This window comes from Pseudomonas putida NBRC 14164 (assembly GCF_000412675.1).
GTDB classification, from domain to species: Bacteria; Pseudomonadota; Gammaproteobacteria; order Pseudomonadales; family Pseudomonadaceae; genus Aquipseudomonas; species Aquipseudomonas putida.
Genome location: NC_021505.1, coordinates 5007919 through 5028044 on the forward strand (window position 1 = coordinate 5007919; position 20126 = coordinate 5028044).

23 protein-coding genes are annotated in these 20126 nt (G+C 62.4%); 1 reads left to right on the forward strand and 22 read right to left on the reverse strand.

Annotated features, from left to right (window positions below):
• Positions 1–88: 88 nt before the first annotated feature.
• The 18 genes from bamB to trmJ form a co-directional block, all read right to left on the reverse strand.
• Positions 89–1231, reverse strand: coding sequence for an outer membrane protein assembly factor BamB (gene bamB / locus PP4_RS22250; RefSeq protein ID WP_003248513.1), 1143 nt, complete (start codon positions 1229–1231; stop codon positions 89–91).
• Complete coding sequence (locus PP4_RS22255; protein WP_016501391.1) at positions 1232–1873, reverse strand: tetratricopeptide repeat protein; 642 nt, start codon at positions 1871–1873, stop codon at positions 1232–1234.
• A 39-nt stretch (positions 1874–1912) separates the two neighbouring features.
• Positions 1913–3202, reverse strand: a complete 1290-nt coding sequence (gene hisS / locus PP4_RS22260; RefSeq protein ID WP_016501392.1) for a histidine--tRNA ligase — start codon at positions 3200–3202, stop codon at positions 1913–1915.
• Between the two features lie 25 nt (positions 3203–3227).
• Complete coding sequence (gene ispG, locus PP4_RS22265) at positions 3228–4337, reverse strand: flavodoxin-dependent (E)-4-hydroxy-3-methylbut-2-enyl-diphosphate synthase (protein WP_016501393.1); 1110 nt, start codon at positions 4335–4337, stop codon at positions 3228–3230.
• 3 nt (positions 4338–4340) lie between these two features.
• Entirely contained in the window at positions 4341–5366 is a 1026-nt protein-coding gene (locus PP4_RS22270) for a RodZ domain-containing protein (protein WP_016501394.1), read from the reverse strand.
• Positions 5363–6124: a type IV pilus biogenesis/stability protein PilW gene (gene pilW, locus PP4_RS22275; protein ID WP_016501395.1), complete on the reverse strand. Its 762-nt coding sequence runs from the start codon at positions 6122–6124 to the stop codon at positions 5363–5365. Before pilW ends, PP4_RS22270 begins: the two co-directional genes overlap by 4 nt.
• Before the next feature lie 14 nt (positions 6125–6138).
• Entirely contained in the window at positions 6139–7284 is a 1146-nt protein-coding gene (gene rlmN / locus PP4_RS22280; RefSeq protein WP_016484976.1) for a 23S rRNA (adenine(2503)-C(2))-methyltransferase RlmN, read from the reverse strand.
• 28 nt (positions 7285–7312) lie between these two features.
• Positions 7313–7738 carry a nucleoside-diphosphate kinase gene (gene ndk / locus PP4_RS22285; RefSeq protein WP_008092560.1) on the reverse strand — a complete coding sequence of 142 codons (426 nt, stop codon included), beginning with the start codon at positions 7736–7738 and terminating at the stop codon, positions 7313–7315.
• 88 nt (positions 7739–7826) lie between these two features.
• On the reverse strand, positions 7827–8027 hold the full coding sequence (iscX, locus tag PP4_RS22290) for a Fe-S cluster assembly protein IscX (RefSeq protein ID WP_003248529.1): 201 nt from the start codon (positions 8025–8027) through the stop codon (positions 7827–7829).
• Between the two features lie 10 nt (positions 8028–8037).
• Positions 8038–8379 (reverse strand): ISC system 2Fe-2S type ferredoxin, encoded by a 342-nt coding sequence (gene fdx, locus PP4_RS22295; protein ID WP_016501396.1) that lies wholly within the window; start codon positions 8377–8379, stop codon positions 8038–8040.
• Between the two features lie 3 nt (positions 8380–8382).
• The gene (gene hscA / locus PP4_RS22300) at positions 8383–10245 is read right to left on the reverse strand and encodes a Fe-S protein assembly chaperone HscA (protein WP_016501397.1); all 1863 of its coding nucleotides are present in this window, start codon (positions 10243–10245) and stop codon (positions 8383–8385) included.
• Positions 10246–10287: 42 nt separating this feature from the next.
• Positions 10288–10809, reverse strand: coding sequence for a co-chaperone HscB (gene hscB, locus PP4_RS22305; RefSeq protein ID WP_016501398.1), 522 nt, complete (start codon positions 10807–10809; stop codon positions 10288–10290).
• Between the two features lie 8 nt (positions 10810–10817).
• Positions 10818–11141: an iron-sulfur cluster assembly protein IscA gene (iscA, locus tag PP4_RS22310; RefSeq protein WP_016501399.1), complete on the reverse strand. Its 324-nt coding sequence runs from the start codon at positions 11139–11141 to the stop codon at positions 10818–10820.
• A gap of 32 nt (positions 11142–11173) precedes the next feature.
• A complete protein-coding gene (gene iscU, locus PP4_RS22315; RefSeq protein WP_003248539.1) occupies positions 11174–11560 on the reverse strand; it encodes a Fe-S cluster assembly scaffold IscU in 387 nt (128 codons plus the stop codon).
• A 46-nt stretch (positions 11561–11606) separates the two neighbouring features.
• Positions 11607–12821, reverse strand: coding sequence for an IscS subfamily cysteine desulfurase (locus PP4_RS22320; RefSeq protein WP_016501400.1), 1215 nt, complete (start codon positions 12819–12821; stop codon positions 11607–11609).
• Positions 12822–12867: 46 nt separating this feature from the next.
• Positions 12868–13359 (reverse strand): Fe-S cluster assembly transcriptional regulator IscR, encoded by a 492-nt coding sequence (iscR, locus tag PP4_RS22325; protein ID WP_008092572.1) that lies wholly within the window; start codon positions 13357–13359, stop codon positions 12868–12870.
• A 179-nt stretch (positions 13360–13538) separates the two neighbouring features.
• Positions 13539–14324, reverse strand: a complete 786-nt coding sequence (cysE, locus tag PP4_RS22330; protein ID WP_016501401.1) for a serine O-acetyltransferase — start codon at positions 14322–14324, stop codon at positions 13539–13541.
• A gap of 3 nt (positions 14325–14327) precedes the next feature.
• The gene (gene trmJ / locus PP4_RS22335; RefSeq protein WP_041167863.1) at positions 14328–15083 is read right to left on the reverse strand and encodes a tRNA (cytosine(32)/uridine(32)-2'-O)-methyltransferase TrmJ; all 756 of its coding nucleotides are present in this window, start codon (positions 15081–15083) and stop codon (positions 14328–14330) included.
• A gap of 151 nt (positions 15084–15234) precedes the next feature.
• Between trmJ and suhB the strand changes: the two genes are divergently transcribed.
• Entirely contained in the window at positions 15235–16053 is an 819-nt protein-coding gene (gene suhB / locus PP4_RS22340) for a type III secretion system regulator SuhB (protein WP_012270588.1), read from the forward strand.
• 205 nt (positions 16054–16258) lie between these two features.
• Here the strand turns inward: suhB and PP4_RS22345 are convergent, their stop codons facing one another.
• The 4 genes from PP4_RS22345 to yajC all read right to left on the reverse strand — a co-directional run bounded on the left by PP4_RS22345 (position 16259) and on the right by yajC (position 20104).
• Complete coding sequence (locus PP4_RS22345) at positions 16259–16801, reverse strand: glycine zipper 2TM domain-containing protein (RefSeq protein WP_016501403.1); 543 nt, start codon at positions 16799–16801, stop codon at positions 16259–16261.
• A gap of 122 nt (positions 16802–16923) precedes the next feature.
• On the reverse strand, positions 16924–17832 hold the full coding sequence (secF, locus tag PP4_RS22350; protein WP_016501404.1) for a protein translocase subunit SecF: 909 nt from the start codon (positions 17830–17832) through the stop codon (positions 16924–16926).
• Positions 17833–17842: 10 nt separating this feature from the next.
• Positions 17843–19705, reverse strand: coding sequence for a protein translocase subunit SecD (secD, locus tag PP4_RS22355; protein ID WP_016501405.1), 1863 nt, complete (start codon positions 19703–19705; stop codon positions 17843–17845).
• Positions 19706–19768: 63 nt separating this feature from the next.
• Positions 19769–20104: a preprotein translocase subunit YajC gene (gene yajC / locus PP4_RS22360; RefSeq protein WP_016484964.1), complete on the reverse strand. Its 336-nt coding sequence runs from the start codon at positions 20102–20104 to the stop codon at positions 19769–19771.
• Positions 20105–20126 lie beyond the last annotated feature (22 nt).

Consider the following 20126-nt stretch of genomic DNA (forward strand, 5'->3'; position numbering starts at 1 on the left):
TGCAAAGGCCGCTGCAAGGCAGCGGCCGGAGTTTGGGCGGCGTGTCCTACGCCGCGGCTTGAAGCCCGCCAAGGCTTCAAGCATAGCTTCAGCGGATGGTCAGTGCCTCGAGCTTACCGCTGTTGCCAAAGACATAGATGGTGTCGCCGACCACAAGTGGGCGGGCGCGCAGGCCATCGCTATCGATACGTTCACGGCCGACGAAGCGGCCATCCACCTGGCTCAGCAGGTGCAGGTAACCCTCAAAGTCACCCACAGCCACGTAGCTGCTGAACACTTCAGGGGCGGTCAGCTGGCGGCGAGCCATGCTGTCGTTGCTCCACAGGGCGCTGGAAGAGCGCTCATCCACGCCTTCCACGGTACCCGAAGCTTCGCTGACGTAGACGTTACCGAAGCCCTGGGCGACGCCCACATAGCTGGAAGCATCGCGCTGCCACAGCTCGCGGCCGCTTTCCAGGTCCAGGCCCGCTACACGGCCCTGGTAGGTGCTGACGTACAGGGTACCACCAGACAGCAGCAAGCCGCCGTCGATATCAACCACACGGTCCAGCTCGGAACGGCCCTTCGGGATGGCCACGCGGCTTTCCCACACCGGCACACCGTTGTTGATGTCCACCGCGACCACCTTGCCGGTGGACAGGCCGGCGACGGCCAGGCGATTGGTGGCGATCGGAGCACCGGTACCACGCAGGGTCAGTACGGCCGGGGAGTTCTCGTAGATCCAGCGGCGGTCGCCAGTGGCGGCATCCAGGCCGATCAGGCGATCGTCCTGGGTCTGCACCACCACCACATCACCGTTGTTGGCAGGCGGGGCCAGCACTTCGCTGGTCACGCGCGAGCGCCAACGCTCTTCACCGGTGCTGGAGTCCAGGGCAATGACTTCGCCCTTGAGGGTGCCGAGCATGACCAGGCCGTAGCCCACGCCGACAGCGCCGGAAACCTGCAGCTCCAGGTCCTTCTTCCACACCACGTCACCGGTGATGCGGTCGAGGGCGAAGACTTCGCCATTGACGTCGGAGGCGTAGATACGGTCGTTTTCGATGGCCGGTACCAGGGTGTTGTAGGTCTCACCCTGGCCGTCACCGATCGAACGGCTCCACTGCTTCTTCAGCACCACTTCCTCGGTGAACTTGGTCAGCTCGGCCGGGGGCAGTTCCTTCTTGCTGTTGCTGCTGCAACCGGCGGCCAGTACGGCCAGGGTCAGCACTGCTGCATGTTTCCAACCGATCACTTACGCGTCCCCTTTAGCCAGGTCATCCAGCTTCAATTGCAGGCCACCGACCGCCGCCTCATCGGACAACGCAGCCTTGGCTTTTTCGTAAGCGCTGTGCGCGTCGTCGGCGCGACCCAGCTGTACCAGCAGGTCACCCTTCAACTCTTCACGACTGGCCAGGAAGGCCTTGTCGGCGTCGCCGTCGAGCAGCTTGAGGGCATCCTCGGCCTTGTTCTGGGCGGCCAGCACGCGGGCCAGACGCTGGCGCGAAATCTCGCCCAGGGTCACGTCGGCCGGCTTGTCCAGCACGCCTTTGAGCTCGGCAGCGGCGTCGTCGAGCTTGCCGCTCTCGACCGCGACCTTGGCCACGAACAGGCTGCCGTACTGGGCATAGGCGGTACCGCCAAACTCGCTCTTGAGCTTGCCGGCCAGTTCCGCGACCTTGGTGGCGTCTGGCTGGCCAGTCGGCGTCAGGCTGGTTTCAAGCAACGCCTGATACAGCTGCGAGGCACCTTGCGACTGGTTGTTCTGGTACTTGTGCCAGGTATTCCAGCCCAACACCACCACGCCTGCCAGCAATGCGCCAGTCAGCAGCGGCTTGCCGTTGCGGTTCCACCAGTCCTTGACCCCTGCCAGGTCATCATCATCGGTACTCGACACCCCAATACTCCTTTTCGCCTATTCGCTTGTTGAACCGCGTTACGCTTGCGCGATCGCGGTTTCCAGGTGCTCTGCCAGAGCATCCCAGGCAATGTTCTGTTGTTCGCCCTGGCCACGCAGGGGCTTGAAGCCGATTTCTTGCCTGGCCAGTTCCTCGTCACCGAGGATCAGGGCGAACAGCGCCCCGCTCTTGTCGGCTTTCTTGAACTGGCTCTTGAAGCTGCCACCGCCCGCGTTCACCGCCAGGCGCAGGCCCGGCAAGCGGTCGCGCAGGGTTTCGGACAGGCGCAGGCCAGCCAGCTCGGCCTGCTCGCCAAAGGCGCACAGGTAGACGTCGATCTGGCGGTTGATGGACTCCGGCACCTGGCCCAGGGTTTCCAGCAGCAGGATCAGGCGCTCGATACCCATGGCGAAACCGACGCCCGTGGTCGGCTTGCCGCCCATCTGCTCGACCAGGCCGTCGTAGCGGCCACCGGCGCACACGGTGCCCTGGGAACCGAGCTTGTCGGTGACCCACTCGAATACGGTCTTGCTGTAGTAGTCCAGGCCACGCACCAGCTTGGTATTGATCACGAACGGAATGCCGGCGGCGTCCAGGCGGGCCTTGAGGCCCTCGAAGTGCACGCGCGAGGCTTCGTCCAGGTAATCTTCCAGCTTGGGCGCCCCCACCAGCACCGCCTGGGTGTTCTGGTCCTTGCTGTCGAGGATGCGCAGCGGGTTGCTCTTCAGGCGGCGCTGGCTGTCTTCGTCCAGTTGCTCGAGGCGCGCCGAGAGGAACTCGACCAGCGCATCACGGTAGCGCGCACGGGCTTCGCTGGTACCCAGGCTGTTGAGCTCCAGCTTGACCGCATCCTGGATGCCCAGCAGGCCCCACAGGCGCCAGGTCAGCATGATCAGCTCGGCATCGATGTCCGGGCCATCCAGGTTGAACACTTCCACGCCAATCTGGTGGAACTGGCGGTAGCGGCCCTTCTGCGGGCGCTCGTGGCGGAACATCTGGCCGATGTACCACAGTTTCTGCACCTGGCCGTTGCCGGTGATGCCATGCTCCAGCACGGCACGTACGCACGCGGCGGTGCCTTCGGGGCGCAGGGTCAGCGAATCGCCGTTGCGGTCCTCGAAGGTGTACATCTCTTTTTCGACGATGTCGGTCACTTCACCGATCGAGCGCTTGAACAGCTCGGTGAACTCGACGATCGGCGTACGGATCTGGCTGTACCCGTAGGTATCCAGCAGACCGGCCACGGTGCCTTCGAAGTAGCGCCACAGTGGCGACTGTTCTGGCAGGATGTCGTTCATGCCACGGATGGCTTGCAGCGATTTGCTCACGAAAAGTCCTTACGAATTCTGTGTGTCAGCCACGGGCGATCAGCGCCGCGTCGGCTTCGACCTTTTCGGCCGCTTTCTGACGGATGAGCCTTTCCAGCTCATCGACCAGGTTGTCATTGGTCAGTTTCTGCGCCGGCTTGCCGTCGATGTAGATCAGGTTCGGCGTGCCGCCGGTCAAGCCTACATGGGCTTCCTTGGCTTCACCCGGGCCGTTGACCACACAACCGATCACCGCCACGTCCAGCGGCACCAGCAGGTCTTCCAGGCGCCCTTCCAGCTCGTTCATGGTCTTGACCACATCGAAGTTCTGCCGCGAGCAGCTCGGGCAGGCGATGAAGTTGATGCCACGCGAACGCAGGTGCAGCGACTTGAGGATGTCGTAGCCGACTTTCACTTCTTCGACCGGGTCGGCCGCAAGCGAGATACGGATGGTATCGCCAATGCCCTCGGCCAGCAGCATACCGAGGCCGACGGCGGATTTCACCGTCCCTGAACGCAGGCCACCCGCTTCGGTGATGCCCAGGTGCAGCGGCTGCACGATCTGCTTGGCCAGCAGCCGGTAGGCTTCGACGGCCATGAACACATCGGATGCCTTGACGCTGACCTTGAAGTCCTGGAAGTCCAGGCGGTCGAGGTGCTCGACGTGGCGCAGGGCCGACTCCACCAGCGCCGCCGGGGTCGGTTCGCCGTACTTCTTCTGCAGGTCCTTTTCCAGGGACCCGGCGTTGACGCCGATGCGGATCGGTATGCCACGGTCGCGGGCAGCATCAACCACGGCGCGTACACGGTCTTCGCGGCCGATGTTACCCGGGTTGATACGCAGGCAATCGACGCCCAGTTCGGCCACGCGCAGGGCGATCTTGTAGTCGAAGTGGATGTCGGCGACCAGCGGCACGCTGACCAGTTGCTTGATCTTGCCAAACGCCTCGGCCGCGTCCATGTCCGGCACCGAAACCCGCACGATGTCCACGCCGGCATCGACCAGGCGCTGGATTTGCGCCACGGTGGCGGCGACATCGTTGGTGTCGGTGTTGGTCATGCTCTGCACCGCGATAGGTGCATCACCACCTACCGGCACATTGCCGACCCAGATTTTGCGGGATTCGCGACGTTTGATCGGAGATTCGCCGTGCATGACTTACTGTCCCAACTTCAGGCGAGCAGTCTCGCCACTGGTGAACGGGGCAACATCGACGGCCTGGCCGTTGTAGCTGACCTGGGCGCCACGGGCAAAGCCCAGGCGCACCGCGAACGGCGGCTTGCCGGTCAGCTCGAGGTTGTCCCCCTTGCGCTTGACGGCGCTGAACAGCACCTTGCCGTTGCCATCGGAGACCTGGGTCCAGCAATCGGCGGTGAACTGGATGGCGACCTTGGCGCTGCCTGCCGGTACTGCGGCGGGCTCGGCAGCGGCCACGGCGGCTGCAGGTGCTGCTGGCGCAACGGCGGCCGGTGCAGGGGTGGCCGGTGCGACCGGAGCAGGCGCTACGCTGGCTGCGGGCTGCGCAGGCACCTGCTGGGCGGGTGCGGGTGCAGCAGCCGTGGGTGCCGGGCTTGCCGGGGCCTGTTCGGCGGTAGCGGCAGGCTGTTCGGCAGTGCCCTGCTCCAGTGCCAGCGGCGCACTCTCAGGCTGCTGGCCAGCGGTAACAGCCTGATCTTCAGGCTCGTCAAGCGGGTGAATCTGAGTGGTGCCGTCGGCGCTTTCGACTTCGACGTGCTCCAGGGCCATCTTGGCCAGGTCCTTGCCACGCAGGCTGCCCTGGTCCTGCCACCAGACGAAGCCACCGCCGACCACGGCCACCAGCAACAACAGGCTGACGCCGCGCAGGATGTTGTGCGACAGGCGTACCGGCTCTTCGATGCGCCCCAGCGAGTGCACATCGCTGCCTTTGGCGTGGGTACCGGTGTAGCGGTCGAAGGCTTCTACCAGGGTGGCCTGGTCAAGGTCCATCAACTTGGCATAGGCGCGGATATAGCCACGGGCGAAGGTATGCCCGGGCAGCTTGTCGAAGGCGCCGGTTTCCACATGGTTCAACGAACTGACAGTGAGGTTGAGCTTGCGGGCCACCTCGGCTTGAGACCAGTCCCGTTTCTCACGGGCCAGGCGCAAAAGCTCACCGGGGTTCTGGCCAGGCGCTACTGCTACTTCGGGATGCGCGGCGTTCATCGTTGCTCCGACAGGTATTGCTGATATTCCGGCGTACCGGGATAAAGTCGTTGTAATTGCTGGCCCAGCTCGGCCAATGTGCCCTGCTCGTCGAACACCCTGGCAAGGCGGCTACCCAGCAGCAGGCTACGGGCATCGTGGTCGCTCAACTGGCTGAAACGATCGTAGTAGTCCCGGGCCGGCACATAATGCCTGTTTTCGTAGGACAACTCAGCCATTTCCAGCAACGCTTTCGGTTGCCGCTGGTTGAGTTGCAACGCTTTGAGCAGATACGCGTGCGCCGCCTCGCGGCTATCGAGCTTGAGGGCGGTCAGGCCCAGGTTCTCGTACACGCGTGAGCGCTCAGGATACAGGGTATCGCTACTGGCCAGGCGAAACATCTGCTCGGCCTCGGCAAATCGCCCCTGAGCATAAAGGAAACTGCCGTAATTGTTGCGAATTCGCGTGTCGCCCGTGCGGGCCTGCAAGGCTTTGCGAAAGTGCGCCTCCGCCAGTGTCGGCTCACCCTCGGCCTGGAACACCAGCGCCAGGGCGGCATGTGCGTCGGCATCACGGCTGTCCAGGGCCAGGGCCTTGCCCAGCGGCGCCTTGGCCTGCTCGGTCAAACCCTGTTGCAAATAACCCAGGCCAAGCTGCACATAAGCACGCCCCGCATCCGCCCTGCCCTGGCGGTTGGCCAGGGGGTCGCCCGCGCCGCCCGACACGCAGCCGGCCAGCAGCAAAAGCGCAAGGATCGACAGCGCAGCGCGCAGGCTCATGGGCTAAGTCCCGGTCAGTGGCTGGCGGCGCTGTCTTGCAGCTCGACGTCCGCAGAAAGCTGGCGTACGGCGATGTAGCGCTCGCTGCGACGGGTGCGGTCGTTGACCTGGCCGACCAGCTGGCCACAGGCGGCATCGATGTCCTCACCACGGGTGGTACGGGTGGTAACGTTGAAACCACCGTGGTGCAGAAGGTCCTGGAAGCGACGAATGGCGTTGTTGCTCGGCCGCTCGTAGCCCGAATGCGGGAATGGGTTGAACGGGATCAGGTTGATCTTGCACGGCACATCGCGCAGCAACTCGATCATTTGCGCGGCATGCTCAGGCTGGTCGTTGACGTCCTTGAGCAGGGTGTACTCGACGGTGAGCACACGCTTGCCACCCAGGGTGGACATGTAGCCCATGCACGACTCCAGCAGCACTTTGAGCGGGTACTTCTTGTTGATCGGTACCAGCTTGTTGCGCAGTTCGTCGTTCGGTGCGTGCAGCGACAGGGCCAGCGACACGTCGATGTGCTTGGCCAGTTCGTCGATCATCGGCACCACGCCCGAGGTGGACAAGGTGACGCGACGCTTGGAAATGCCATAGCCCAAGTCATCCATCATGATTTTCATGGCAGCGATGACGTTGTCGAAGTTCAGCAAGGGCTCGCCCATGCCCATCATGACCACGTTGGTAATCGCGCGGTCGACTTTGGCAGGAACGGTCCCGAAGGATTTGTTGGCAAGCCACACCTGGCCGATGACTTCAGCGGCGGTGAGGTTGCTGTTGAAGCCTTGCTTGCCGGTGGAGCAGAAGCTGCAATCCAGGGCACAGCCGGCTTGCGACGATACGCACAGGGTGCCGCGGTCGTCGGTAGGAATGTAGACGGTCTCGACGCAGCTGCCGGAGGCAACGCGGATCACCCACTTACGGGTGCCGTCGGCGGAAATGTCTTCACTGACCACTTCCGGTGGGCGAATCTCGGCAACGGCCTCGAGCTTTTCGCGCAAGGCCTTGCCTACGTTGGTCATGGCCGCAAAGTCGGACACGCCAAAATGGTGAATCCATTTCATCACCTGGCCGGCACGGAAGCGCTTCTCCCCGATTGAGTCGAAGAATTGTTCCATTTCCGGCTGGGTCAGACCCAACAGGTTGATTTTGCCAGTAGATGTCGTCATGGATTCACCCTCACCCGTAAGCTTTCGCTTAGCGAGTGGTTACCTCGGTAGCAGCGAAGAAGTAAGCGATTTCGCGAGCAGCAGCAGCTTCGGAGTCCGAACCGTGAACGGCGTTGGCGTCGATCGACTCGGCGAAGTCAGCACGGATGGTGCCGGCAGCTGCTTCTTTAGGGTTGGTAGCGCCCATCAGCTCGCGGTTCAGAGCGATGGCGTTTTCGCCTTCCAGAACCTGAACAACAACCGGGCCGGAAGTCATGAAGGCAACCAGGTCACCGAAGAAGCCGCGAGCGCTGTGCTCAGCGTAGAAGCCTTCGGCTTCGGCTTTGGACAGTTGCTTGATTTTCGAGGCAACGATTTTCAGGCCGGCTTCTTCAAAGCGAGTGGTGATCTTGCCGATGACGTTTTTGGCAACTGCGTCAGGCTTGATGATCGAGAAAGTACGTTGAACAGCCATGGAAAACTCCAGAATATGAGTGTTACGAAAAATTAAACCCGCGAATTATACGCGGGTTTCAGGGGATTGCCTAACCTGCACATGACGCTTAGTCGGCTTCGTCGATCCAGGCGGCCTGGATTGCCTCAAGCACTTTCTCACCGCCGCGTGACGGATCGTCGCTGAACTCTGGCAATGCCAGCACCCAGCGGTGCAGGTCCACGAAATTCACATAACGAGGATCGACCTCAGGCTTGCTTTCTGCAAGCTGGATGGCGATCTCAAGTACATCAACCCATTTCAGACTCATGTACAGGACCTCAGTGCGGCGCTTCGGCAGCGTGGTTGAGCGAATACTTGGGGATCTCGATAGTCAGGTCGGTATCGCCCACGACCACCTGGCAACCAAGGCGCGACTGCGCCTCCAGCCCCCATGCCTTGTCCAGCATGTCCTCTTCCAGCTCGTCGGCTTCTTCGAGCGAATCGAAGCCCTTGCGCACGATGCAGTGGCAAGTGGTGCAGGCCTTGACGCCGCCGCAGGCGCTTTCCATCTCGATGTGATGGTCGTGGGCCAGCTCCAGGATGTTGGTCCCGGGCTCGACCTCCACGGTCAGCCCTTCTGGGCAGAACTTCTCATGCGGCAGGAATGTCACCAGCGGCATCGGTTACTCCTCGATCTCATTCAGGTTGCGCCCGGCCAGTGCGGCTTTGACCGTCGAATCAAGGCGACGGGCGGCAAATGCGTCGGTCACCTGCGACAGACGCTTGGTCTGTTGCTCGATGGCTGCGCCATCGGTGCCGGCCAGCAAATCACGTAGTTCTTGCATCTGGAATGCAATGGCGTCGCGCTCGTCGCTGCTAAGCAGGCGCTCACCGTCGGCGTCCAGGGCGCCCTGTACCGCTTCGAGCAAGCGCTCGCCGTCCACCTGGTGCTCACGCAACTGGCGGGCCTGCTTGTCGGAACCTGCGTGTTCGAAGGAGTCCTTGAGCATGCGGGCGATTTCGCCGTCGGTCAGGCCGTAGGACGGCTTGACCTGGATGCTGGCTTCCACACCCGAACCCAGTTCCCGGGCGGCAACGCTGAGCAGGCCGTCGGCATCCACCTGGAAGGTGACGCGAATTTTTGCCGCCCCGGCAACCATCGCCGGAATGCCGCGCAGCTCGAAGCGCGCCAACGAGCGGCAGTCGCTGATCAGCTCGCGCTCGCCCTGCAGCACGTGGATCATCATGGCCGACTGGCCATCTTTATACGTAGTGAACTCCTGGGCACGCGCCACCGGAATGGTGGTGTTGCGCGGGATCACTTTTTCCATCAGCCCACCCATGGTCTCAAGGCCCAGGGACAGCGGGATGACGTCAAGCAGCAGCAGTTCACCGCCTTCGCGGCGGTTCCCGGCCAGGGTATCGGCCTGGATGGCGGCACCGATGGCGACCACCTGATCAGGGTCGATCGAGGTCAGCGGCGTGCGGCCAAACAGTGTACCGACAGCCTCACGCACACGCGGTACGCGGGTCGAACCACCGACCATGACCACCGCACCTACCTCCTCAAGCTCGACACCGCTGTCGCGCACGGCGCGGCGGCAGGCCTTGAGGCTGCGGGCGATCAGCGGCTCGATCATGGCATCGAAGGCGGCCCGACTGAGCTCGCCCTGCCAGGCACCGTGACTGATGCTGACCACGTCAGCGTCGGTCAGGGCTTCCTTGGCGGCGCAGGCAGCCTGCAACAGCTGGCGCTGGGTACCCGGGTCGAGGTCGGAGGACAGGCCGGCCTGCTCGATTATCCAGCCAGCAATGGCGTGGTCGAAGTCGTCACCACCCAAAGCGGTATCACCGCCGGTGGCCAGCACTTCGAACACACCAGCAGTCAGGCGCAGGATCGAAATATCGAAAGTACCGCCACCCAGGTCATAGATGGCCACCAGGCCTTCGGCATTCTGGTCCAGGCCGTAGGCAACGGCAGCGGCAGTTGGCTCGTTGAGCAAGCGCAGCACGTTCAGGCCGGCCAGCTTGGCCGCATCCTTGGTCGCTTGGCGCTGAGCGTCGTCGAAATAAGCCGGCACGGTGATCACCGCGCCCACCAGGTCACCGCCCAGGGTCGCTTCGGCACGCTCACGCAGCACCTTGAGGATGTCAGCGGACACTTCCACCGGGCTCTTCGGCCCCTGGACGGTGTCGATGAACGGCATGTGCGATTCACCGCCAATGAAGCGGTACGGCAGCTGCTCACCCAATTGCTTGACGTCGGCCAGGCCGCGCCCCATAAGGCGCTTGACCGACAACACGGTGTTCAGCGGGTCACTGGCGGCCGCGTCGCGCGCAGCCTGGCCGACTTCAGTGTGGTCAGCCAGGTAGCGTACCGCAGAGGGCAGAATGACATTACCCTGCACATCGGGCAGGGGTTCGCTGCGACCGCTGCGTACGGCAGCGACCAGAGAATTGGTGGTACCCAGGTCGATACCCACCGCCAGGCGGCGCTGGTGCGGCTGAGGGCTTTGACCGGGTTCGGCGATCTGCAGTAGGGCCATGCTTATCTGAATACCTTAGGCGTCATCACGGGCAACGCCGGGTTAATCGTCGAGGCGCTCTTCCAGTTGGCGCACTTCTTGGGCGAGCTTGTCGAGGAACTGCATGCGGCGCATCAGGCGCTCGGCCTTGTCGCGCTCGGCAGGCACATCCCAGCAGGCGGCGAAATCCTCGTTCAGCGTGTCCTGGGCACCTTTGAGGCGCTTCTTGAACACGGCAACACCATCGAGGTCGGCTTCGTCCTGCAGCTCTTCAAGCTCTTCGCGCCACTGCATTTGCTGCAGCAGGAAGTCGGGGTCGTGGACCGTGACCTCCTGGGGCACTTCGTGGCCACCGATGGCCAGCAGATAGCGGGCACGGCGCGGCGCACTGCGCAGGGTCTGGTAGGCGTCGTTGAGGGCCGCGGACTTCTCCAGCGCTACCCGCTGCTCACGCTCGGAAGCGTCGGCAAAGCGGTCAGGATGGACCTCGCGGGCCAGCTCGCGGTAGCGAGTGGCCAGCTTGTCGAGGTCCAGCCGAAAGCACGGCTGGAGATCAAACAGAGCGTAATGACAAGGAGTACCCACAGCCAGCCTCAGACGTTGAAGCTTTCGCCGCAGCCACACTCACCGCGCACGTTGGGGTTGTTGAACTTGAAGCCTTCGTTCAACCCTTCCTTGACGAAGTCCAGTTCGGTGCCGTCGAGGTACACCAGGCTTTTAGGGTCGATGATGACCTTCACGCCGTGGTTCTCGAACACCTGGTCTTCGCCCGCCACTTCGTCGACGAACTCCAGCACGTAGGCCAGGCCCGAGCAGCCGGTGGTGCGCACGGCCAGGCGAATGCCTTCGCCCTTGCCGCGCCCTTGGAGGGAACGCCGCACGTGGTTGGCGGCGGCTTCTGTCATGCTGATAGCCATCAGAACTCCTTACCTCTTACCTTGCAGGCGACTTAGATCAAGCCTTTTTTCTGCTTGTAATCGCGAACGGCTGCCTTGATGGCATCCTCGGCGAGTACCGAGCAGTGGATCTTCACTGGCGGCAACGCCAGTTCTTCCGCCAGCTGGGTGTTCTTGATGGTTTCGGCTTCGTCCAGGGTCTTGCCCTTCATCCACTCGGTGGCGAGGGAGCTGGAAGCGATGGCCGAACCGCAGCCGTAGGTCTTGAACTTGGCGTCTTCAATGACGCCCTGCTCGTTGACCTTGATCTGCAGGCGCATCACGTCACCGCACGCTGGAGCACCGACCATGCCGGTACCGACATCCGGGTCCTCGGCATTCATCTTGCCGACGTTGCGTGGGTTTTCGTAGTGGTCGATGACCTTTTCACTGTATGCCATGGTGCAATTCCTTCCTCATCAGGGAGCCGCTCTTGCCGGCGACTGCTTAGTGGGCGGCCCACTCGATCTTGGAGATGTCAACGCCGTCTTTGTACATGTCCCACAGCGGCGACAGCTCACGCAGTTTGTTAACGGCCTCGCAGACTTTCTGCGCGGCGTAGTCGACTTCTTCTTCGGTGGTGAAGCGGCCGAAGGAGAAGCGGATCGAGCTGTGCGCCAGCTCGTCGTTACGGCCCAGAGCGCGCAGTACGTACGACGGCTCGAGCGAAGCGGAGGTGCAGGCCGAACCGGACGATACGGCGATGTCTTTCAGCGACATCAGCAGCGACTCGCCTTCGACGTAGTTGAAGCTCAGGTTCAGGTTGTGCGGCACGCGAGCGGTGCTGCTGCCGTTGACGTACAGCTCTTCGAGGTCCGAGACCTGCTTGAAGAAGCGGTCGCTCAGGGCCTTGATGCGCACGTTTTCGGCGGCCATTTCCTGCTTGGCAATGGCGAACGCTTCGCCCATGCCGACAATCTGGTGGGTCGGCAGGGTGCCCGAACGCATGCCGCGCTCATGGCCACCGCCGTGAATGATGGCTTCAAGGCGTACACGCGGCTTGCGGCTGACATACAGCGCGCCGATGCCTTTCGGGCCGTAGACCTTGTGCGCCGAGAACGACATCAGGTCGACTTTCAGCTTTTGCAGGTCGATTTCGACCTTGCCGGCCGACTGGGCGGCGTCGACATGGAACAGCACGCCGCGCGAACGGGTCAGTTCACCAATGGCGGCGATGTCGTTGATCGAGCCGACTTCGTTGTTCACGTGCATCAGCGAGACCAGAATGGTGTCGTCGCGCAATGCTGCCTCGACCTGGGCCGGGGTGACGATGCCGTCTGCGCCTGGCTCGAGGTAGGTCACTTCGAAACCTTCACGCTCGAGCTGGCGAGCGGTGTCCAGGACCGCCTTGTGCTCGATCTTGGAAGTGATGATGTGCTTGCCCTTGGTCTGATAGAAGTGCGCGACGCCTTTCAGTGCGAGGTTGTCGGACTCGGTGGCACCGCTGGTCCAGACGATTTCGCGCGGATCGGCGTTGATCAGTTCGGCAACCTGGCGACGGCCGTTCTCGACCGCTTCCTCGGCCTTCCAGCCGAAGACGTGGGAGCGCGAGGCCGGGTTACCGAAGTTCCCGTCGACCAGCAGGCAGTCGGCCATTTTCTGGGCCACACGTGGGTCGACCGGGGTGGTCGCGGAGTAATCGAGGTAGATCGGCAACTTCATTTGTCTCTCCTATCAGGCGGTGGCGTCGCTCGTCGTCCCTGGGGGATCAATCGACGGCGGACGTCTCAATCTTGTCCAGCTGGGCGGTTCGGCCTGCGACACGACGCAGGTCCTGGCGCTGGGCAACTTCCTGCACCTCACGGCGCATGACGAGGTCGGCCAGGCTGATGCCGCTGAGGAATTCATGGATCTGCTGACTGAGGTCGCACCACAGGTGGTGGGTCAGGCAGGTATCACCGGCATGGCAGTCCCCGAGGCCCTGGCAACGGGTAGCATCGACCGATTCGTTGACCGCATCGATGACCTGGGCCACCTGGATGGTTTCCATGCCCCGCGACAGCTGGTAGCCACCACCTGGACCGCGCACGCTGGAGACCAGGCTGCTGCGGCGCAGCTTGGCGAACAGCTGTTCCAGATAAGAGAGGGAAATGCCCTGGCGCTCGGAAATGTCGGCCAAAGACACCGGCCCATGCTGCGCGTGCAACGCCAGGTCAAGCATGGCAGTCACGGCGTATCGGCCTTTGGTAGTCAGTCGCATGGCTATTGGGTACCACGGGAGTTTCGGGATGTGTGCGAGTATGCGATTCCCGAGCATTTAAGTCAACTATTAGACCTACTGCTTTAGTCGGGTTTGCGTCGGGGAGGCGGGCGCGATTGTAGCAGACGAGGGGCGTGAGCACACGCCCCGTATGTCACCAGGGTTTCAGCGCGGCGCAATCAATGCGACTGAGTGTCGCGCTGGGCCACCTGGGCAACCTCGGTGAAATCATCTTCCGGCAGGGCCGGCAGTTCCTTGGCGCAGTAGTCGCTACCCATCTTGGTCAGGGCGCCACACATGCCCTCCAACCGCTCATCGACGGCCTGCAAGTGGTCGAGCATCTGGCCGATGGCTCGCGCCACCGGGTCAGGCATGTCGCCACTGACACCGTAGGCATCGAAACCGATCTTCTCGGCCATGGCCTTGCGCTTGGCCTCGACTTCGGTGTCCTCGCTCTTGACGATGATCCGCCCCGGGATGCCCACCGCCGTGGCGCCGGCCGGTACAGCCTTGGTCACCACCGCATTGGAGCCGATCTTGGCCCCGGCGCCGACGGTGAACGGGCCCAGCACCTTGGCCCCCGCCCCTACCACCACGCCGTTTTCCAGGGTGGGGTGGCGCTTGCCTTTGTTCCAGCTGGTGCCGCCCAGGGTCACACCCTGGTAAAGGGTGACGTCGTCGCCGATCTCGGCGGTTTCGCCGATGACGATGCCCATGCCGTGGTCAATGAAGAAGCGCCGGCCGATGGTGGCACCGGGATGGATCTCGATACCGGTCAGCCAGCGGCCGAAGTTCGACACCAGCCGGGCCAGCCACTTGAAATCACGCTTCCACAGGGCATTGCCCAGGCGGTGCAGCCAGATGGCATGCATGCCCGGGTAGCAGGTGAGCACCTCGAAGGCATTGCGCGCAGCCGGGTCACGGTGGAATACGCTTTGAATATCTTCACGCAGGCGTTCGAACATCTGTCAGTCCTTCCGTTTATGCGGCTCGCCACGGACCACTTTCTGGGTCTCGGTGAGGATGCCGCGCAAAATGCTCATTTCCGTACGCTCGACCGCCACCCGCCCATACAGCCGGCGCAGGCGCGGCATCAGGTGCTTGGGTTTTTCGGGGTCGAGGAAGCCGATGCCCACCAGGGTTTTCTCCAGGTGGTCGTAGAACAGCTCCATTTCGTCCATTGTCGCCAGCTCGCTGGCGTCAACCTTCTCGACTTTGCCCGGCGCCTCACCGGCAGCCAGCGATGCCATGCGCACCTCGTAAGAGAGCACCTGCACAGCGGCCGCAAGGTTCAGCGAGCTGAAGTCGGGGTTGGAGGGAATGTGCACGTGGAAGTGACATCGCTGCAGTTCTTCGTTGGTGAGGCCGGCGTGTTCGCGCCCGAACACCAGGGCGATCTCTTCGCCCCCCTTGGCGTGCTCCACCGCCTTGGCGCCACACTCGCGCGGGCCAATCAACGGCCAGGGGATGCTGCGCTCGCGGGCGCTGGTACCCATCACCAGGTTACAGCCGACCAGCGCCTGTTCAAGGCTGTCGACCACCTGGGCGTTATCCAGCACATCGTCGGCGCCCGAGGCGCGGGCACTGGCTTCCAGGGCGGGGAAATCTTTCGGCTGCACCAGCACCAGGCGCGACAAGCCCATGTTTTTCATGGCACGCGCAGCGCCGCCGATGTTGCCGGGGTGGCTGGTATTGACCAGAACAACACGAATATTTTGCAGCAAGGTGTTGTGCTCACAGATGCAGGAATCAGGGCCTTCGATCTTACAGAACCGACAGACGTAACGCCATGAAAGCAAATGTGACACTTCTGCCGACAAACTTTTCTGCTAGAATGATCGGCTTTCTTCTTTAACATCTCCAGGTGACCCGCCCATGCAGCCTATGCTGAATATCGCCCTGCGCGCCGCTCGCAGCGCCAGTGAACTGATTTTCCGCTCCATCGAACGCCTGGATAGCATCAAGGTGGACGAGAAAGAGGCTAAGGACTACGTTTCCGAGGTTGATCGTGCCGCCGAGCAGAAGATCGTCGACGCGCTGCGCAAGGCCTACCCGAACCACTCCATCCAGGGTGAAGAGACGGGCATGCACGCGGGCACCGGCGAAGAAGGTAAAGACTACCTGTGGATCATCGACCCACTGGACGGCACCACCAACTTCCTGCGCGGTATCCCCCACTTCGCCGTCAGCATCGCCTGCAAATACCGTGGTCGCCTTGAGCACGCCGTGGTGCTCGACCCGGTACGCCAGGAAGAATTCACCGCCAGCCGTGGCCGTGGCGCCCAGCTCAATGGCCGTCGCCTGCGTGTCAGCTCGCGCACCAGCCTGGAAGGCGCCCTGCTGGGTACCGGCTTCCCGTTCCGTGATGGCCAGATGGCCGACATGGACAACTACCTGGGCATGTTCCGCGCCCTGACTGGCCAGACCGCCGGCATCCGCCGCGCCGGCTCCGCCAGCCTGGACCTCGCCTACGTGGCCGCTGGCCGCTTCGACGCCTTCTGGGAGTCGGGCCTGTCCGAATGGGACATGGCAGCTGGCGTGCTGCTGATCCAGGAAGCCGGTGGCCTGGTGAGCGACTTCAACGGTGGCCACGACTTCCTCGACAAAGGCCACATCGTTGCAGGCAACATCAAGTGCTTCAAGGCCGTGCTGACCGCTATCCAGCCGCACCTGCCAGAAAGCATGAAGCGCTAAGCGCGAATTGCCAGAAAGCAAAAAGCACCCCTCGGGGTGCTTTTTTTGTGCCCAGAGCTTACGCAGTCCTTGTGGGAGCGGCCTTGTGTCGCGATAGGGCTGCAAAGCAACCCCGGGAATCTCTGATGGATCACAGATCCTGGGGCCGCTGCGCACCCCATCGCGACACAAGGCCGCTCCCACACAAAGCAGAGCGCGTACGAAATTACTGGGCAGCTTCGCTCAGGATCAGCTTGCCATTCTTGTCCAGCGGAATGGTGGCCCCCGGCTCGCGGTCCATCTTCACCTTGCCTACCTGATCACCGATGGAATAGGTCACGTTGTAACCCACCACCTTCTCGCTGATGTCATTGACCGTATTGCAGCGGGTTTGCGTGGTGGTGTAGGTGTCACGCTGCTGCATGCCTTCCTGCACCTTGTTACCGGCATAACCACCACCGACCGCACCGGCCACGGTAGCGATCTTCTTGCCGGTACCACCACCAATCTGGTTACCCAGCAAGCCACCTGCCAGCGCACCGACCACGGTACCGGCAATCTGGTGCTGGTCCTTGACCGGCGCCTGACGCGTCACGGCCACGTCCTTGCATACTTCACGCGGGGTTTTCACCTGCTGCTTGATCGGCTGCACGTCCGTCACCTGGGCGACTTCGGGGCCTTTGTTCACCAAGCTGTAGGTCGCCACAGCACCTCCGGCAGTTACACCGACAGCACCCAGCACCGCACCCACCAGCATTGATTTATTCACGTGAACCTCCTGATCGTACCAGCGGGTCTCAACCCGCGCTTCTCCCAGCCTTGGAGCAAAAAAAAAGGCGCGAGTTCAACACTCGCGCCTTTTTGCTCGCCGTACGGCGTAGGGACAGGGCCTTATGGGCGCTCGTCCACACCTTCAGCCTTGACTGGAGGGATCAGGTCTTCGCTGTTCAGGTTCAGCCAGATCAGTACCACGTTGGCGATGTAGATCGACGAGTAGGTACCGGCCAGAACACCGATGAACAGGGCCAGCGAGAAGCCGAACAGGTTGTCGCCACCGAAGAACAGCAGTGCGGCAATGGCCAGCAAGGTCGAAACCGAGGTGGCGATGGTGCGCAGCAGGGTCTGGGTGGTCGAAACGTTGATGTTCTCGATCAGCGAAGCCTTGCGCATGACGCGGAAGTTTTCACGCACCCGGTCGAACACGACGATGGTGTCGTTCAGCGAGTAGCCGATGATCGCCAGCACCGCCGCCAGCACCGTCAGGTCGAAGGTAATCTGGAAGAACGACAGGATACCCAGGGTGACCACCACGTCGTGGATCAGCGAAACGATCGCACCCACGGCGAACTTCCACTGGAAACGGAAGGCCAGGTAGATAAGGATGCCGCCCAAGGCCATGAGCATGCCCATGCCGCCCTGGTCGCGCAGCTCTTCTCCCACCTGCGGGCCAACGAACTCGACACGCTTGAGCGTGGCCGGGTTGTCGCCGCCAGCCTTCTGCAGGGCAGCGGCTACCTTGTTACCCAGCTGCGGGTCATCGCCCGGCATACGCACCAGCAGGTCGGTGGTAGCGCCGAAGCTCTGCACCACGGCCTCGTGGAAGCCGGAGTCGACCAGCTCGGCACGCACCGCCTTGAGGTCGGCCGGGCGCTCGTATGTGAGCTCGATCAGCGTACCGCCGGTGAAGTCCAGGCCAAAGTTGAGGCCCTTCTGCCACCAGCTGAACAGCGCCAGCACGGTGAGGAGCACGGTAATGGCGAACGCAACATTGCGCACGCCCATGAAGTTGATGGTTTTCATCGCAGCTCCCTCAAACCCACAGCTTCTTGATGTCACGCCCGCCGCAGGTCAGGTTGACCATTGCGCGGGTCACCATGACGGCGGTGAACATCGAGGTGAAAATCCCGAGGGACATGGTAACCGCAAAGCCTTTGACCGGGCCGGTCCCCATGGCGAACAGGATACCGCCGACCAGCAGGCTGGTCAGGTTGGCGTCGATGATCGCGGTGTAGGCGCGGTTGAAGCCTTCGTGGATGGCGCGCTGTACCGACATGCCGGCTTTCAGCTCTTCGCGGATCCGCGAGAAGATCAGCACGTTGGCGTCCACCGCCATACCCATGGTCAACACGATACCGGCAATACCCGGCAGGGTCAGGGTGGCACCCAGCAGCGACATCAGCGCCAGCAGCAGCACCATGTTGCCCGCAAGGGCGATGGTGGCGATCACGCCGAAGCCACGGTAGATGGCGATGATGAACAGCGAGACGAACAGCATGCCCCACAGCGACGCATCGATACCCTTGGTGATGTTGTCGGCACCCAGGCTTGGGCCAATGGTACGTTCTTCAGCGAAGTACATCGGCGCGGCCAGACCACCGGCACGCAGCAGCAGGGCCAGTTCGGACGATTCGCCCTGGCCGTTCAGGCCGGTGATGCGGAACTGGCTGCCCAGTGGCGACTGGATGGTCGCCAGGCTGATGATCTTCTTCTCTTCCACGAAGCTTTGTACGGCAACGTCCTTCTCGACGCCGTCGACGGTCTGCTTCACGTAGCGCGTGACCGGCTTCTGCTCGATGAAGATCACTGCCATGCTGCGGCCGACGTTGCTACGGGTAGCACGGCTCATCAGCTCGCCACCGTGGCCATCCAGGCGGATGTTCACTTGTGGGCGACCGTGCTCGTCAAAGCTGGCCTGGGCGTCGGTAACCTGGTCACCGGTGATGATCAGGCCGCGCTCGACCGGCGCAGAACGGCCGCCTTCGCGGAACTCGAACACTTCGGTAGTGGCCTTGGACGCACCCGGCTCGGCACCAAAGCGGAACTCCAGGTTGGCGGTTTTACCGAGGATACGCTTGGCTTCGGCAGTGTCCTGCACGCCCGGCAGCTCGACCACGATACGGTTGGCGCCCTGGCGCTGTACCAGCGGCTCGGCCACGCCCAGCTCGTTGACACGGTTGCGCACGGTGGTGAGGTTCTGCTTGATCGAGTATTCGCGGATCTCGGCAACTTTTGCCTGAGTCAGCGCCAGACGCAGCACGGCGAGGTCGTTGCGCTCGGTGGTGGTCAGGTCGAAATCATTGAAATTCTTGCGGATCAGGGCACGTGCCTGTTCGCGGGTTGCATCGTCAGCGAAGCCCAGCATGATGCCACCATCCTGCTGAGGCAGGCTGCGGTAGCGGATGCGCTCTTTGCGCAGCAAGGTCTTGACCTCGCCTTCGTAGACCTTCATGCGGGCGGTCATGGCCTTGTCCATGTCCACTTCCAGCAGGAAGTGCACACCACCGGACAGGTCCAGGCCCAGCTTCATCGGGCTCGCACCCAGGTTGCGCAGCCATTGCGGGGTAGTCTGTGCCAGGTTCAGGGCCACGACATAATCATCGCCCAGTGCCTTGCGCACTACATCCTTGGCTGGCAGTTGGTCTTCCTGGTTGGTCAGGCGGATCAGCCCGCTGCCCTTCTCACCCAGGCTCGCGCCTTTGACAGCGATCTTGGCATCGACCAGCGCCTTGCTGACACGATCGAGGTCGGCCTGGTTCACCTGCAGCGCCGAACTGGCACCGCTGATCTGTACCGCCGGATCATCCGGGTAGAGGTTGGGAGCGGAATAAATGAAACCGACCACCAGTACCAGCACGATCAGTGCATATTTCCACAGAGGGTATTTGTTCAGCATCACGCCGCCCGTTCAAGACGCGGGGCGCTTTGCGCGCCCCGACTGGAAAATAAAACCGGTAACTCAGATAGCCTTGAGCGTACCTTTTGGCAGGGTTGCCGCGATGGCGCCCTTCTGGAACTTCAGCTCGACAGTGTCGGAAACTTCCAGCACCACGAAATCATCGGAAACCTTGACGATCTTGCCGGCGATGCCGCCGTTGGTGACAACTTCGTCACCTTTCTGCAAGTTGCCGAGCAGGTTCTTCTGCTCTTTGGCACGTTTGGCCTGTGGACGCCAGATCATCAGGTAGAAGATGACCAGGAAACCAACCAGGAAAATCCACTCGAAACCGGTACCGGCTGGGCCAGCGGCAGGTGCTGCAGCGTCCGCGTATGCGGCGGGGATGAAGAAGCTCATTGGGCACTCCTAATGTAATTTT

What these genes read in the sequence shown, in the direction of transcription:
- ispG (WP_016501393.1), bottom strand. Translation starts at nt 4,337, where the DNA reads ATGCACGGCGAATCTCCGATCAAACGTCGCGAATCCCGCAAAATCTGG.
- PP4_RS22270 (WP_016501394.1), bottom strand. Translation starts at nt 5,366, where the DNA reads ATGAACGCCGCGCATCCCGAAGTAGCAGTAGCGCCTGGCCAGAACCCC.
- pilW (WP_016501395.1), bottom strand. Translation starts at nt 6,124, where the DNA reads ATGAGCCTGCGCGCTGCGCTGTCGATCCTTGCGCTTTTGCTGCTGGCC.
- rlmN (WP_016484976.1), bottom strand. Translation starts at nt 7,284, where the DNA reads ATGACGACATCTACTGGCAAAATCAACCTGTTGGGTCTGACCCAGCCG.
- ndk (WP_008092560.1), bottom strand. Translation starts at nt 7,738, where the DNA reads ATGGCTGTTCAACGTACTTTCTCGATCATCAAGCCTGACGCAGTTGCC.
- iscX (WP_003248529.1), bottom strand. Translation starts at nt 8,027, where the DNA reads ATGAGTCTGAAATGGGTTGATGTACTTGAGATCGCCATCCAGCTTGCA.
- fdx (WP_016501396.1), bottom strand. Translation starts at nt 8,379, where the DNA reads ATGCCGCTGGTGACATTCCTGCCGCATGAGAAGTTCTGCCCAGAAGGG.
- hscA (WP_016501397.1), bottom strand. Translation starts at nt 10,245, where the DNA reads ATGGCCCTACTGCAGATCGCCGAACCCGGTCAAAGCCCTCAGCCGCAC.
- iscA (WP_016501399.1), bottom strand. Translation starts at nt 11,141, where the DNA reads ATGGCTATCAGCATGACAGAAGCCGCCGCCAACCACGTGCGGCGTTCC.
- iscU (WP_003248539.1), bottom strand. Translation starts at nt 11,560, where the DNA reads ATGGCATACAGTGAAAAGGTCATCGACCACTACGAAAACCCACGCAAC.
- PP4_RS22320 (WP_016501400.1), bottom strand. Translation starts at nt 12,821, where the DNA reads ATGAAGTTGCCGATCTACCTCGATTACTCCGCGACCACCCCGGTCGAC.
- iscR (WP_008092572.1), bottom strand. Translation starts at nt 13,359, where the DNA reads ATGCGACTGACTACCAAAGGCCGATACGCCGTGACTGCCATGCTTGAC.
- cysE (WP_016501401.1), bottom strand. Translation starts at nt 14,324, where the DNA reads ATGTTCGAACGCCTGCGTGAAGATATTCAAAGCGTATTCCACCGTGAC.
- suhB (WP_012270588.1), top strand. Translation starts at nt 15,235, where the DNA reads ATGCAGCCTATGCTGAATATCGCCCTGCGCGCCGCTCGCAGCGCCAGT.
- secF (WP_016501404.1), bottom strand. Translation starts at nt 17,832, where the DNA reads ATGAAAACCATCAACTTCATGGGCGTGCGCAATGTTGCGTTCGCCATT.
- secD (WP_016501405.1), bottom strand. Translation starts at nt 19,705, where the DNA reads ATGCTGAACAAATACCCTCTGTGGAAATATGCACTGATCGTGCTGGTA.
- yajC (WP_016484964.1), bottom strand. Translation starts at nt 20,104, where the DNA reads ATGAGCTTCTTCATCCCCGCCGCATACGCGGACGCTGCAGCACCTGCC.